The organism is Pantoea sp. EKM20T, from assembly GCF_011800485.1.
Classification (GTDB): Bacteria; Pseudomonadota; Gammaproteobacteria; order Enterobacterales; family Enterobacteriaceae; genus Pantoea; species Pantoea agglomerans.
In genome coordinates this window covers 235447-249277 of the sequence record NZ_JAALFW010000003.1, presented here as the reverse complement: position 1 = coordinate 249277, position 13831 = coordinate 235447, and the positions used below count along the sequence as shown (strand labels likewise).

The following is a 13831-nucleotide window of genomic DNA, read 5'->3' as shown; positions in this document are numbered from 1 at the left end:
TACTCAACTGAATTACAGCATTAGAAAACAAGGTAAAACGTTACACCTTATGACGTCAGAATTATATCGTCCATGACCTGAAGAGTGTGATTCAGCGCGCATAAGATCCAGGTAAAACGTTTTATCATCCCGCCACTTCACTCAGTGGTCCGTTTATCCAGGAGCGTTCATGTCACCCTCTCACCAAAAAATGTCCGTCTGGGAATTTTTCCAGAGTCTGGGTAAAACCTTTATGCTGCCGGTTGCCCTGCTTTCCTTCTGCGGCATCATGCTCGGGATTGGCAGTTCGCTGAGCAGTCGTGATGTCCTGACCCTGTTACCTGTGCTGGATCACCCCTGGCTGCAATATCTGTTTCTCTGGATGGCCAAACTGGGATCGTTCGCCTTTAGCTATCTGCCGGTGATGTTCGCCATTGCGATTCCGCTGGGTATGGCGCGCGAGAACAAGGGCGTGGCAGCGTTTGCCGGCTTTGTGGGGTATGCCGTGCTAAACCTCAGCATCAACTTCTGGCTCAATTTCCACGGCATTCTGCCAACCACCGATGCCGCCGTGCTGAAAGCTAACAACGTTCAGCCGATCCTGGGGATCCCGTCGATCGATACCGGCATTCTGGGCGCAGTCATTGTGGGTATTGTGGTGTTCTGGCTGCATGAGCGCTTCCATAACATCCGACTGCCCGATGCGCTGGCCTTCTTTGGCGGCACCCGGTTTGTGCCGATTATCACCACGCTGGTGATTGGTTTACTGGGACTGGTCGTCCCGCTAATCTGGCCTTTTTTCGCACGGGGCATCACCGGATTAGGCTGGATGATTAACAGCGCGGGTGATTTTGGCCCGATGATCTTTGGAACCGGCGAACGTCTGCTGCTGCCGTTTGGCCTGCAGCATATTCTGGTCGCCATCATGCGCTTTACCGATGCAGGCGGCACACTGGATGTGTGTGGCAAGAGCGTGAGCGGTGCCTTAACCATTTTCCAGGCGCAGCTCGCCTGCCCGGAAACCCACGGTTTTGCTGAAAGCGCGACCCGCTTCCTGTCACAGGGTAAAATGCCTGCGTTCCTGGGTGGCCTGCCAGGTGCTGCCCTGGCCATCTATCACTGCGCCCGCCCGGAGAATCGCCATAAGATCAAAGGCCTGTTGATCTCCGGCGTGGTGGCCTGCGTGGTTGGCGGCACCACCGAACCTATCGAATTCCTGTTTCTGTTTGTCGCCCCGTTCCTCTATCTGATCCACGCCCTGCTGACCGGCGTTGGCTTCAGCATCATGGCGATACTGGGCGTCACTATCGGCAATACAGACGGCAATATCATCGACTTTGTAGTGTTTGGTGTGCTGCACGGGCTGTCGACCAAATGGTACTGGGTGCCCGTTGTTGCAGCGATATGGTTTGTTGGTTACTACCTGATTTTCCGTTTCGCCATTCTGCACTTCAATATCAAAACACCGGGCCGCGAAGTGGAAAGTGCCAGTGCGGTTGCGCAGCAGGTCAGCAATGCCGGTAAAGGCAAATCTGGCTATAACTCACCAGCTATTCTGGCGGCACTTGGCGGCGTGGAGAATATTACCTCGCTGGATAATTGTCTGACGCGTCTGCGTCTGACCCTGGCGGATATGAGTAAAGTGGATGATGCGGCGCTGAAAGCCAACGGCGCGATAGGTGTGGTCCATCTTAATCAGACCAGCCTGCAGGTGGTTATTGGTCCACAGGTGCAGTCGGTGAAAGATGAACTGTCACACCTGATGAATGTCCCTGCCTGATGTGCCGGAGCCGATAATGTTTAACTTTGACGAAGTCATCGATCGCCGCGGCAGCTGGTCGACCCAGTGGGATTTCGTGGCTGACCGCTTTGGCGTCCCCGATCTGCTGCCGTTTACCATTTCGGATATGGACTTCAGAACTGCGCCAGCGGTTCAGCAGGCGCTGGCACAGCGCGTAGCACACGGCGTGTTGGGTTACAGTCGCTGGCAGCATGATGATTTTCTTTCCGCCTGCTGCCACTGGATGTCCAGCCGTTTCGGCTACCAGCCCGATGCTGACACGCTGGTTTATGGACCCTCGGTGATCTATATGGTGGCGCAGATGCTGCGCCGCTGGAGCAACCCGGATGATGAAGTGGTGCTCCACACCCCCGCCTACGATGCTTTTTATAAAACGGTACGCGGCAATCAGCGACAGGTGCTGGAGATGCCGCTGCAGCGGGATAACGGTAGCTGGCGATGTGATATGGCCGCGCTGGAGACGCGGCTGGCGCGCCCGCGCTGCAAAATCCTGTTGCTCTGCAGCCCGCACAATCCCACCGGTAAAGTGTGGACAGCAGCTGAGCTGCAACAGATGGCGGCGCTCTGCGATCGTCACGGCGTGCGGGTGATCAGCGATGAAATTCATATGGATATGATAGTGGGTAATCAGCCCCATACTCCGTGGGCCAGCGTGGCGCGCAGTGACTGGGCGCTGTTTACCTCGGCGTCGAAAAGCTTCAACGTGCCGGGCCTGACCGGTGCGTGGGGAATCATCCCGGATGCGGCGGACAGAGCCGCCTGGTTTCAGGCGCTGAAAAATGCTGACGGCCTTTCTTCTCCGGCCGTGCTGGCCGTCACGGCACACGTTGCGGCTTACCGTCAGGGCGCATCCTGGCTGGATGCCCTGCGCAGCTATCTTTATAATAATTTCATACTGGTTGCCAATCGGCTTAACGCTGAGTTTCCCGCACTGAACTGGCACATTCCCGAGGCGACCTATCTCGCCTGGCTCGATATCAATCCGCTGGGCATTCCTGAAGAGGCCCTGCAACAGGCGCTGATCCAGCAACGGGTCGCAATTATGCCCGGATCGACCTACGGTGATGCAGGCAAAGGGTTTTTGCGTCTTAACGTCGGCTGTCCGCGCAGCAAAGTTGATGAGGGCGTTTCACGCCTGATTGCGGCGATCCATCAGTTGCAGAAGTGATATTAACCGGCGAGGCAACCATTGCTCGCCGGTTATGCGTAATTAAGCAGCATCCAGCGCGGCTGTTGCGCAAATAGCTGGCGCTGTTGCGCAAGATATTTTTATAATGCTCTGCACTTCACCGACAACTGAGCGAGTGCGCCATGATCGATTCTAAAATTCCTCTGACTGATATTCACCGCCACCTTGATGGCAACATCCGTGCACAAACCATTCTCGATTTAGGTCGCCAGTTTAACCTCGCCCTGCCTGCTTCCACGCTGGAAACGCTGCGTCCGCATGTGCAGGTCGGCCAGAATGAGCCTGACCTGGTGAGCTTCCTGCAGAAGCTCGACTGGGGTGTGAAAGTGCTGGGTGATCTGGATGCCTGCCGCCGGATCGCGCAGGAGAATGTCGAAGATGCCGCCCGCGCGGGCATTCACTATGCTGAACTGCGTTTTTCCCCTGGTTATATGGCGATGACCCACAACCTGCCGATTGCCGGTGTGGTTGAAGCGGTAATTGAGGGCGTGCGCGCAGGCCGTCAGCAGCACGATATCGACGTGCGTCTGATCGGTATTATGAGCCGTACCTTTGGCGAAGATGCCTGCCTCAGCGAACTGGAAGGTTTGCTTGCCCATCGCGATCACATCACCGCGGTCGATCTGGCGGGTGATGAGCTGGGCTTCCCGGGCAGCGAGTTCCTGAGCCACTTTACCCAGGCGCGCGATGCCGGTTTCCGCGTGACCGTCCATGCGGGCGAGGCGGCCGGACCCGAGAGCATCTGGCAGGCGATTCGGGAGCTGGGTGCAGAACGTATCGGTCACGGCGTGAAAGCGATTGAAGATCGCGCGCTGATGGATTTCCTGGCGGAGCACCGTATTGGTATTGAATCCTGCCTGACCTCCAATATCCAGACCAGCACCGTGCCATCACTGGCGCAGCATCCGCTGAAGACCTTCCTGGAGCATGGCATTCTGGCGACGATTAACACGGATGATCCGGCGGTTCAGGGCATTGAACTGGCGCATGAGTATCATCACGCCGCTCCGGCTGCCGGTCTGAGCGCGGCGCAGATCCGTCAGGCGCAGGAAAATGGTCTGACGATTGCGTTCCTGAGCGAAGCAGAGAAAGCGGCTCTTCGCGCACGGGTGCAGTAATCCTGAAGCGTAGCGACAAAAAACGGGCCGGATATCCGGCCCGTTTCGCTTTTTTACTTATTGCGTTTTAAGCACCGACCGATTAAACGCGCTTCAGCGACATCGTCTGGCGTTTCTCGGCAGATTGCAGACCTAACTCGATCAGCTCCATCACATGAATCGCCTCTTCCGCTGTCACCGGATTGTTACCACGTCCGGCAATCGCATCGCGGATGCCCGCATAGTAAGCGGGATAGTTGCCTGGCTGGGTCAGTTGGGTCGTTTCGGTCAGGGAATCTCCGTCAACCAGCGTCAGAGTGCCATCACGCATGTCATAGCCCCAGTCTTCCTGCGGCGGGAAATCACCTGACTTCAGGCGATCTTCCTGCGGATCAAGACCATATTTGACGTAACTGCCGCGCGTGCCGTGGACGGTATAACGGGCAGATTCTGCCGCGACCAGCATGCTGGCGTGCAGCACGACACGGCGCTGCGGATAAGTCAGCGTCGCGTGGAAGTAGTCGGTAGTCTGCGCGCCCGGACGCATCTCGGCCAGATCAACCGTGATAGCGACCGGCGGGCCAAACAGCTGCAGCGCCTGGTCCAGCAGATGCGGCCCCAGGTCATACCAGATTCCGCTGCCTGCGCCTTTCATTTCACGCCAGCGATTACGCACTTCCAGACGGAAGCGGTCAAAGTGCGATTCGAAGTAGCGCACTTCACCCAGCGTACCGGCCTCAATCAGCGATTTCAGCGTCAGGAAGTCACTGTCCCAGCGGCGGTTGTGGAACACCGACAGCAGCAGCCCTTTGGCTTTCGCCAGCGCATCCAGTTCACGTGCCTGTGACAACGTCACGGTGAACGGCTTATCGACTACCACATGTTTACCGGCGTTCAGCGCTGCTTTTGCCAGCGGGAAGTGCGTGTCGTTGGGGGTAGGAATAACGATCAGTTGCAGCGTCGGGTCGTCCAGCAGCGCCTGAGGGTCGGCCACTACCTTAACGGCGGGCCAGTCGGCGTGGACTTTGCTGGCGTCGCTACTGGAAATGGCTGCCAGCTCGACGTCCGGCGTCCCCGCAATCAGCGGGGCGTGAAACGTTTTACTGGCAAAACCGTAGCCGATCAGACCAACACGTAATTTATCGCTCATTTGGATTCCTCTCAGAGCCTGATTGACCAGACTCTTAGTTGATAACCTGATTGATTTAAGACTATTAACCAAATGACGACAAGCCGGAATTCCCCGAAAAAACTAAGAGATAGCACTTCGCGCCAGCGGCCAGGCGGTCTGAGCGGCCAGGCTGTCGTGCGCATCCTGATTACGGCGGCGGAAGTCGCTGGGACTGACGCCGACCCGCTTGCGGAACACCCGCGAGAAGTAGAGCTGATCGTCATAGCCCACTTCACGTCCTACCGAGGCGATCGGCTCCTGGGTGGTCTGCAGCAGCAGTTTCGCGCGGATTACACGCTGATCTTCACGCCAGCGCAACAGGTTCACGCCCATCTGCTCGCGGAACAGGTGCGCCAGCCGCGACGGTGACAGACAGACGTGGCGCGCCACCTCTTCAATCTTAACCTCACTGGCGAGATGGTTGGTGACGTACTGGCAGGCTTCAATCACGCGTGGATCGCGAATTAACTGATGGCTACGAGGATCTTCTTCAACGGCGCGCAGCAGCAGCCGTTCCAGCAGGTTCATCGCCAGCTCTTCCGCAAAGCGACGGCCCGAATTGTGGGTCTGTTCGATACTGGCAAACAGGCGATCAAATTCGCCGCGCAGCGATTCAGGCAGCAGCAGTCGTCCCACGCCCTCCTGCTCATCCTGCCAGCGTAGCCAGTCGTGCCAGTAGGCGCGCGGACGGAAATAGACCCAGCGGTGAAACCACTGCGGGCTGTCCGGCGCGCGACCATAATAGTGAGCCGTTTTCGGCTGAAACAGCAGCATTTCGCCAGGTTCGCAGTCAAATGCCCGCTCGCCGTCAAATACCCGCCCTTTACCTTTGATAGTGAGATTCAGAATGTAACCTTTCATGCCGTGCGGGCGATCGATAAAGAAATCGAGCGGACCATCGGCGGTGATCGGCGTCAGCCCCGCCACCAGCCAGGCATTGAATGAATAGCCCGGCAACAAGGGGTTTTGCTGCTCGGCCGGTAATTCGCGGTGATACATAGCGTCCTCACTCAGTCTGTTATTGTTCGGATAGCCCGCAGAGGCTTCTGCCTCTGCGGACCAACGGCTCGCTCAATCAGGCTTTTTTCTGTTTGTAACGGTCAAAAATCACCGCAGCTAACAGTATCAGACCGCGTACCACATACTGTGAGAATGGCGAGATATTCAATAAATTCATCGCATTCTCTACCGTGCCGAGGATCAGCACCCCTGCCACCACATAGGAGATTTTACCGATGCCGCCCTTCAGCGAAACGCCACCCAGCACGCAGGCAGAAATCACCACCAGCTCATAGCCGATGGAGGTCATTGGCTGGCCGCTGGTCATACGTGACGCCAGAATGATGCCCGCCGCCGCTGAAACCAGACCGGAGAGGATAAAGATGATGATGCGGGTGCGCACCACCGGCACACCGGCCAGACGTGCGGCTTCTTCATTGCCGCCAATTGCCAGGGTGTTACGGCCAAAGGTGGTTTTGTTGAGCAGGAAGCCGAAGATCAGCATGGTGGCCAGAGTCAGCCAGATGGGAGCGGGCACGCCAAGCCAGTTGGCAAAGCCCAGTTCGAAGAAACGCTCATCTTCGATACCGACCGCTTTACCGTCAGAGAAGATATAGGCCAGGCCGCGGACAATCTGCATGGTCGCCAGCGTGGTGATCAGCGCATTGATCTTGAGGCGGGCAATCACAAAGCCGTTGATAAAGCCGGTGATCATACCGAGTACCAGACCGGCACCCACGCCAATCCACAGGCTTTCGGTCATGTTAATCACCACGGCGGTAACCACACCCGCACAGGCGATGACGGAAGCGACCGACAGGTCAAAATCACCGGAGGCCAGACAGAACAGCATGCCGCAGGCGACCATGCCGGACATCGACATTGCCAGCCCTAAGCCTTTCATATTGATAAACGAGCCGAAGTTCGGCACAAAGATCGCACAGACAATAAACAGCAGTGCAAATACCACCAGCATGCCGAAGTTGTCCCAGATGCGACCTAACTGCAGGCCGCCGCGTGAAGCGGGCTGCGGCGTATTTGAGGTCGTGGATGAAGCCATGATGATCTCCTGTCAGGCCACGGCGGCCGCTTGAGTGGTTTTGGGCATCGCCAGGCTCAGCGTCTGCTGCTCCGTGGCGTCGTCGTGTAGCAGTTCACCGGCAATGGCACCTTCGCGCATCACCACGATGCGATCGGCCAGGCCCATCACTTCCGGTAAATCGCTGGAGGCGAACAGCACCGCAATGCCCCGGTTCGCCAGCTGATAAATCAGGTTATAGATTTCATGTTTGGCACCGACATCGATACCGCGCGTTGGCTCATCCAGCAGGATCACCTTCATATCCTCTGACAGCCAGCGTCCCAGAATCGCCTTCTGCTGGTTGCCGCCGGAAAGGTTCATGATCAGCTGATCGGCGCTGGGCGTTTTGATGTTTAGCGAGCGGATATGGCTGTCGGCATTTTTATTTTCCCAGCCGTTTTTAATCAGGCAGCCCGCAGTAAGGTTATGACGACGGGCGCTGATGTTGATGTTGTCGCGCACCGAATGCACCGGAATAATGCCCTCGGCTTTGCGATCTTCCGGGCAGAGCATGATGCCCGCACGGATGGCATCGATCGGCTCCCGCAGCGGCAGCGGTTTGCCGTCCAGAATCACCTGACCGCCGCGCAGACGCGTGCCGCCAAACAGCCCTTTCAGCAGTTCACTGCGACCGGCACCGACCAGGCCAAACAGGCCGACGATTTCACCGGCATGGACTTTCAGCGAAATCGGCGTCCGCACGCCCTTCGCTTCGACCTTGTCCAGCTCCAGCCGCACCGCGCCTTTGGCACGCGGTGAATAGCCATAGATATCACCAAGGTTTCGTCCCACCATCGCCTGCACCAGATCGTCGTGATGGGTGTTAGCCATATCGGTAAACGTCCGCACGTAGCGGCCATCTTTAAAGACGGTGATGGCATCGCTGAGGGCGAAGATCTCCTCCATGCGGTGTGAAACGTAGAGCACCACCCGGCCCTCCTCACGGAGCTGACGGATGACGCGGAACAGGTTGTCGATTTCACGCGCCGACAGGGAGCTGGTTGGCTCATCAAAGGCGATAATACGCGCGTTACGCGCCAGCGCTTTGGCAATCTCCACCATCTGCCACTGCCCCAGCGACAGATATTTCAGCGGCATATCGGGATCGATATCCATGCCGAGATTTTTCAGTTGCAGGCCCGCCTCAAAACGCATCAGCTTACGGTTGACCAGCCCATGTTTGTGCGGGATCTGACCGAGATAGATGTTCTCTGCCACGCTCATTTCCGGCACCAGATGCAGTTCCTGGTAAATAATGGCGACGCCCGCGTCCAGCGCATCGGTGGTGCGCTGAAAGCTCATCGGCTGGCCTTTAATACGAATCTCACCGCCGCTCGGCTGATAACTGCCGCTGAGTATTTTTAACAGCGTCGATTTGCCTGCGCCGTTCTCGCCCATCAGAGCATGGACTTCACCGCCACGGCAGTCGAAGGAGATATCCTGCAACGCTTTGACGCCAGGGAAGGTTTTACTGATGCCATGAAACGACAGAAATGCTGAATCAGTGTTCATGTTTTTCCTCACTCTTTCGCGCCACCGGCCGGTTATGGCGGGCGGCGCGAAATTGGCTATTAAGGATGCCAGGCGACAAACTGCCTGGCAGGCTCAGGGTTACATCAGTCCTTTTTTCGCCAGTTCAGTTTTGAAGTTGTCACGGGTGATCAGCACCACATCGGTAACTTCGGTGAATTTCGGTGGCTCTTCACCTTTGCTGACCCAGTTGTAGAGCATCTGGCTGCTTTTGTAGCCGTGGATATCCGGGCTTGGCAGCAGAGATCCGTAGAAGCCGGTCGCCTTCTCTTTCGACAGTTCACTGATGGCATCCACGCCGTTGATGCCGATACCGATGACGTCAGCCGCTTTAAAGCCCTGACCTTCGGTCGCGCGCACGCCGCCCAGCACAGTGTTGTCGTTCATGCCGACAATCAGCCAGTGTTTGACTTCAGGATGCTGAACCAGCAGAGAGTTACCGGCGTCGAACGCGCCAGGGATGTCGTTAGATTTGGTCGGGACCTGGTAGATCTGCGCTGCCGGGAAGCCAGCGGCTTTGATGGCGTCCATGGAGCCGCCGGTACGACGACGAGCGGTGTCGAGTTCGTTGGCGGTAATCGCCATCACGCCGGTGGTTTTCACATCCCAGCCGCGTTTCTGCATCTCTTTATAGAGTTCCTGACCCTGACGCTCACCAATTTTGGTCGCGGCCATCATCACCAGCGGCACGGTATCCATTGGTTTGCCTTTGGCGGTGACGAACTGGTCATCGACCGCGATGACTTTCAGACCGTAGCCACGCGCTTTTGCCATGATGGCAGAGCCGAGTTTCGGATCGGGCGTACAGATAACAAAACCTTTCGCGCCGTTAGCCGCCAGGCTGTCGATGGCATTCAGGGTTTTTTCACCATCCGGCACGGCAATTTTAATGACATCAAAGCCAAGATCTTTGCCCGCTTTGTCGGCGAATTTCCATTCAGTCTGGAACCAGGGTTCCTCTGGTTGCTTGACTAAGAATCCCAGCTTCATGGTCTCGGCGATAGCGGATTGTGACATAACCGCTGCCAGGCCGATGGCCGCGAACGCTTTAGTGAATTTATGCATGATGCTCTCCGGTACCAGGTTATTTTTCGCTGCTAATAACGAATCGGTGTAAACGCTACCAGTTTGTTTTGTTTTGTGGGTACAGCCATAAATCAGTGCGTTAGGCTGGCATATGCTGACAGACTGTCCAGACGCTGGGTTAGTTTTAGCGGTATTAGCGAAGAAAAATGTAGAGCGGTATCACATCTTAAAATCACGACAAAATGATCCATATATTCAGCAAATTTAACCGGACCTTAACTTTTGCAATGGATCACAAAATCACTGCCGATGACAGAAAAGTGCATATTGTCAGCCAGCGATGACTAACTGATTTCGCGCGCCGAACCCAGGATACAGGAGTTAACTAACTACAGGAGATTCCGATGCGTGCTGGAGCCATCACCCTTGGGCTGGACTTTGGTAGTGATTCGGTGCGTGCGCTGGCCGTGGATTGTCATAGCGGCAAAGAGCTGCAGAGTGCGGTGTTCAGCTATCCGCGCTGGCAACAGGGCTTATACAGCGATCCGCACACTAACCGTTTTCGTCACCATCCACAGGATTACATCGACGCCATGGAGCAGGCACTGCTCGGCGTACTGAATGCACTGAGTGAAGATCAGCGCAACGCCGTGGTCGGCATTGGTGTTGACAGCACCGGTTCGACCCCTGCACCTATTGACCGCGACGGCAACGTGCTGGCGCTGCGTCCGGAGTTCGCCGACAACCCCAACGCGATGTTTGTGTTGTGGAAAGATCACACCGCTATAGAAGAAGCAGAAGAGATTAATCAGCTGTGCCACAGCGGCCGCTTCCAGGATTACAGCCGCTATATTGGCGGGATTTACTCCTCTGAGTGGTTCTGGGCGAAGATTCTGCACGTGTCGCGTGAAGATGCGGCCGTGCGTGACGCCGCTGTCTCCTGGGTCGAACTGTGCGACTGGGTGCCAGCCTTGTTAAGCGGCACCACTGCACCTGACAAATTGCGTCGGGGGCGCTGTGCGGCCGGGCACAAGGCGCTGTGGCACGGCGACTGGAACGGCCTGCCCGATGTCGATTTTCTCAATGCGCTGGACCCGCTGTTAACGCAACAGCTCGACTCTCCCCTGTTTACTGATACCTGGACCGCTGATCTGCCTGTCGGCACGCTTAGCCCTGAATGGGCGCAGCGTCTTGGTCTGACGCAAACCGTGACGCTTTCGGGTGGCGCATTTGACTGCCATATGGGCGCGGTCGGTGGCGGTGCCAAACCCTATACGCTGGTGAAAGTGATCGGCACCTCAACCTGCGACATCCTGATTGCGGATACCGAAAAGGTCGGCGATCGCGACATCAAAGGCATCTGTGGTCAGGTCGATGGCAGCGTAATGCCAGGCGCTATCGGGCTGGAGGCGGGTCAGTCTGCCTTTGGTGATATCTATGCCTGGTTCAGCCGTTTACTGGGCTGGCCGCTGCAGCTGGCGGCGCAGCAGCATCCGGAGCTGAAGCCTCAGCTGGCTGAGATGCAAAAGAGTCTGATTAAAGATCTGACCGAGGCCTGGGCCGCAAACCCGCAGCTCGACCATCTGCCGGTGGTGCTGGACTGGTTTAACGGTCGCCGCACGCCAAATGCCAATCAGCGGCTGAAAGGGGTGATTACCGACCTCAATCTGGGCACCGATGCCCCCGCCCTGTTTGGTGGTCTGGTCGCCGCCACCGCATTTGGCGCACGCGCAATTATGGAGTGCTTCGAACAGCAGCAGATCCCGGTCGAGAGCATTCTGACCCTGGGCGGCATCGCGCGGAAATCCCCGGCAATTATGCAGGCCTGCTGCGATGTGATGAACCGCCCACTGGATATCGTCGCCTCTGACGAGTGCTGTGCGCTGGGTGCGGCCATTTTCGCCGCCGTCGCCGCCGGTGTGCACGCCAGCGTTCCCGACGCCCAGCAGGTGATGGCCAGCCCGATTGCCGTGACGCTGCAGCCCGATCCGGCGCGCGTCGCCCGCTATCAACAACTTTATCAACGCTATCAACAATGGTGCGTGGCGGCTGAACCGCAATACGCCGCACGCCCCGCTTCCGCTAAGAGCCTATCCCAGTAGGCGTAATTGTTGCAGGCAGTCTGGACACGGACAGCGCGGAACAATCCGTAGTACACGGAGTACGTGAGGATGACTCGCTACGCTCGCCCTTTCAGGGCCGCCCTGACGGGCGTTCAGGTTGCTAAAGCAGCCTGTGTGAGCACTGCCCAGGTTCAGACTGACAAATAAAATAGCCTATTGAGGTAGGCTCAAAGTAAAGGAGTGGTTTTATGGAACAGTCAAACAGCTACAGCGTGTGGTTTGTCATCGGCACGCAGCACCTCTACGGGGCGGAGACGTTACGCCAGGTTGAACAGAATGCACGTCAGGTGGTCGAGGGTTTAAATCAGGCCGGTTTACCGCTGCGTCTGGAGCTGAAACCGCTGGTTAAGTCACCGGATGAAGCGCTGGCTCTGTGTCGCGATGCCAATTATGACAAGGAGTGCGTCGGTATCATTACCTGGCTGCACACCTTCTCCCCGGCCAAAATGTGGATCGGTGGCCTGAGCGTGCTGAATAAGCCGTTGCTGCAATTCCATACCCAGTTCAATGCGGAGATTCCGTGGGACAGCATGGACATGGACTTTATGAACCTGAACCAGACCGCACACGGCGGCCGCGAGTTCGGTTTCATCGGCGCACGTATGGGCCTGCAGCACAGCGTGGTGACCGGTCACTGGCAGGATAGCGCCAGCCAGCAGCGCCTCGGCAACTGGATGCGTGCAGCACTGACCAAACAGGCCAGTCAGCAGCTGAAAGTCGCGCGTTTCGGCGACAACATGCGTGAAGTGGCCGTGACCGAAGGCGATAAAGTCGCCGCGCAGATTCAGTTCGGTTATTCGGTGAATGGCTGGGGCGTCGGCGATCTGGTTGAGGTGATCAATGGCGTCAGCGATGGCGACGTGAATGCGCTGGTCGACGAATATGAAAGCCTGTATCGCTTTACCGATGTTGCCGCTTCCGGCGGCGAAAAGCGTCAGAACGTGCTGGATGCCGCACGCATTGAGCTGGGTCTGAAACGTTTCCTGGAAGCAGAAGGCTGCCACGCTTTCACCACCAACTTCCAGACGCTGCACGGCATGACGCAATTGCCAGGCCTGGCGGTTCAGCGTCTGATGGGTCAGGGTTATGGCTTCGCAGGTGAAGGTGACTGGAAGACCGCTGCGCTGCTGCGCATTTTCAAAGTGCTGGCAGGCGATCGCAAAGGTGGCACCTCCTTTATGGAGGATTACACCTATCACTTCTCACCCGGTAACGATCTGGTTCTCGGCTCGCATATGCTGGAGGTCTGCCCGTCAATTGCCATTGAAGAGAAGCCATTGATCGATGTGCAGTTCCTGGGCATTGGTGATAAAGCCGACCCGGCGCGCATGATTTTCTCAACGCCAGCGGGTCGCGCGATTAACGCCAGCGTAATTGATATGGGTGATCGTTTCCGTCTGCTGGTTAACGTGGTGGATGCTATCGAACAGCCGAAACCGCTGCCGAAGTTGCCGGTTGCGCGCGCACTGTGGAAAGCCCAGCCGTCACTGGCAACGGCCTCCGAAGCGTGGATTCTGGGCGGCGGCGCGCACCATACGGTGTTCAGCCAGGCGCTGACGCTGGATGATATGTATCTGTACGGTGAGATGAACGACATTGAAGTGCTGGTGATTGATGAGCACACGCGTTTACCTGCGTTTAAAGACGCACTGCGCTGGAACGAAGCGTATTACCGTTTGAAACGTTAATAACTAAAGGGCGCTGTTCGATTTTTTAATTAACAGCGCTCTTAAGTAAGTTAATGAAACGGCCGACGCAGGATTATGCGGCATCGGTTTTTGATAAATACTATGCTATTCAGTGGGGAATTGAAAATCCCATGCGGCGAACACCTT

General features: G+C 56.8%; 10 protein-coding genes. 5 read left to right on the top strand and 5 right to left on the bottom strand.

The window, feature by feature from the left end; genetic code table 11:
• The first annotated feature begins 169 nt into the window (after positions 1-169).
• The 3 genes from malX (at position 170) to add (ending at position 4087) form a co-directional block, all read left to right on the top strand.
• On the top strand, positions 170-1759 hold the full coding sequence (gene malX, locus HFD94_RS07130) for a maltose/glucose-specific PTS transporter subunit IIBC (RefSeq protein WP_167432943.1): 1590 nt from the start codon (positions 170-172) through the stop codon (positions 1757-1759).
• A 16-nt stretch (positions 1760-1775) separates the two neighbouring features.
• Positions 1776-2948, top strand: a complete 1173-nt coding sequence (locus tag HFD94_RS07125; RefSeq protein WP_167432942.1) for a MalY/PatB family protein — start codon at positions 1776-1778, stop codon at positions 2946-2948.
• 143 nt (positions 2949-3091) lie between these two features.
• Complete coding sequence (gene add, locus HFD94_RS07120; RefSeq protein ID WP_010245359.1) at positions 3092-4087, top strand: adenosine deaminase; 996 nt, start codon at positions 3092-3094, stop codon at positions 4085-4087.
• 82 nt (positions 4088-4169) lie between these two features.
• Here add and HFD94_RS07115 read toward each other — a convergent pair whose 3' ends face one another.
• The 5 genes from HFD94_RS07115 to HFD94_RS07095 form a co-directional block, all read right to left on the bottom strand.
• A complete protein-coding gene (locus tag HFD94_RS07115) occupies positions 4170-5216 on the bottom strand; it encodes an oxidoreductase (protein WP_010670085.1) in 1047 nt (348 codons plus the stop codon).
• A 102-nt stretch (positions 5217-5318) separates the two neighbouring features.
• On the bottom strand, positions 5319-6236 hold the full coding sequence (gene araC / locus HFD94_RS07110) for an arabinose operon transcriptional regulator AraC (protein ID WP_003853440.1): 918 nt from the start codon (positions 6234-6236) through the stop codon (positions 5319-5321).
• A gap of 76 nt (positions 6237-6312) precedes the next feature.
• Complete coding sequence (gene araH / locus HFD94_RS07105; protein ID WP_010245363.1) at positions 6313-7296, bottom strand: L-arabinose ABC transporter permease AraH; 984 nt, start codon at positions 7294-7296, stop codon at positions 6313-6315.
• 12 nt (positions 7297-7308) lie between these two features.
• Positions 7309-8829, bottom strand: a complete 1521-nt coding sequence (gene araG, locus HFD94_RS07100; RefSeq protein WP_010245364.1) for an L-arabinose ABC transporter ATP-binding protein AraG — start codon at positions 8827-8829, stop codon at positions 7309-7311.
• A gap of 99 nt (positions 8830-8928) precedes the next feature.
• On the bottom strand, positions 8929-9912 hold the full coding sequence (locus HFD94_RS07095) for an arabinose ABC transporter substrate-binding protein (RefSeq protein WP_010245365.1): 984 nt from the start codon (positions 9910-9912) through the stop codon (positions 8929-8931).
• Positions 9913-10277: 365 nt separating this feature from the next.
• On the opposite strand from HFD94_RS07095, the gene HFD94_RS07090 reads away from it, so the two are divergent.
• Positions 10278-11975: a ribulokinase gene (locus HFD94_RS07090; protein ID WP_022625708.1), complete on the top strand. Its 1698-nt coding sequence runs from the start codon at positions 10278-10280 to the stop codon at positions 11973-11975.
• A gap of 209 nt (positions 11976-12184) precedes the next feature.
• On the top strand, positions 12185-13684 hold the full coding sequence (gene araA, locus HFD94_RS07085; protein WP_010670082.1) for an L-arabinose isomerase: 1500 nt from the start codon (positions 12185-12187) through the stop codon (positions 13682-13684).
• Positions 13685-13831: the final 147 nt, after the last annotated feature.

What these genes read in the sequence shown, in the direction of transcription:
- malX (WP_167432943.1), top strand. Translation starts at nt 170, where the DNA reads ATGTCACCCTCTCACCAAAAAATGTCCGTCTGGGAATTTTTCCAGAGT.
- HFD94_RS07125 (WP_167432942.1), top strand. Translation starts at nt 1,776, where the DNA reads ATGTTTAACTTTGACGAAGTCATCGATCGCCGCGGCAGCTGGTCGACC.
- add (WP_010245359.1), top strand. Translation starts at nt 3,092, where the DNA reads ATGATCGATTCTAAAATTCCTCTGACTGATATTCACCGCCACCTTGAT.
- HFD94_RS07115 (WP_010670085.1), bottom strand. Translation starts at nt 5,216, where the DNA reads ATGAGCGATAAATTACGTGTTGGTCTGATCGGCTACGGTTTTGCCAGT.
- araC (WP_003853440.1), bottom strand. Translation starts at nt 6,236, where the DNA reads ATGTATCACCGCGAATTACCGGCCGAGCAGCAAAACCCCTTGTTGCCG.
- araH (WP_010245363.1), bottom strand. Translation starts at nt 7,296, where the DNA reads ATGGCTTCATCCACGACCTCAAATACGCCGCAGCCCGCTTCACGCGGC.
- araG (WP_010245364.1), bottom strand. Translation starts at nt 8,829, where the DNA reads ATGAACACTGATTCAGCATTTCTGTCGTTTCATGGCATCAGTAAAACC.
- HFD94_RS07095 (WP_010245365.1), bottom strand. Translation starts at nt 9,912, where the DNA reads ATGCATAAATTCACTAAAGCGTTCGCGGCCATCGGCCTGGCAGCGGTT.
- HFD94_RS07090 (WP_022625708.1), top strand. Translation starts at nt 10,278, where the DNA reads ATGCGTGCTGGAGCCATCACCCTTGGGCTGGACTTTGGTAGTGATTCG.
- araA (WP_010670082.1), top strand. Translation starts at nt 12,185, where the DNA reads ATGGAACAGTCAAACAGCTACAGCGTGTGGTTTGTCATCGGCACGCAG.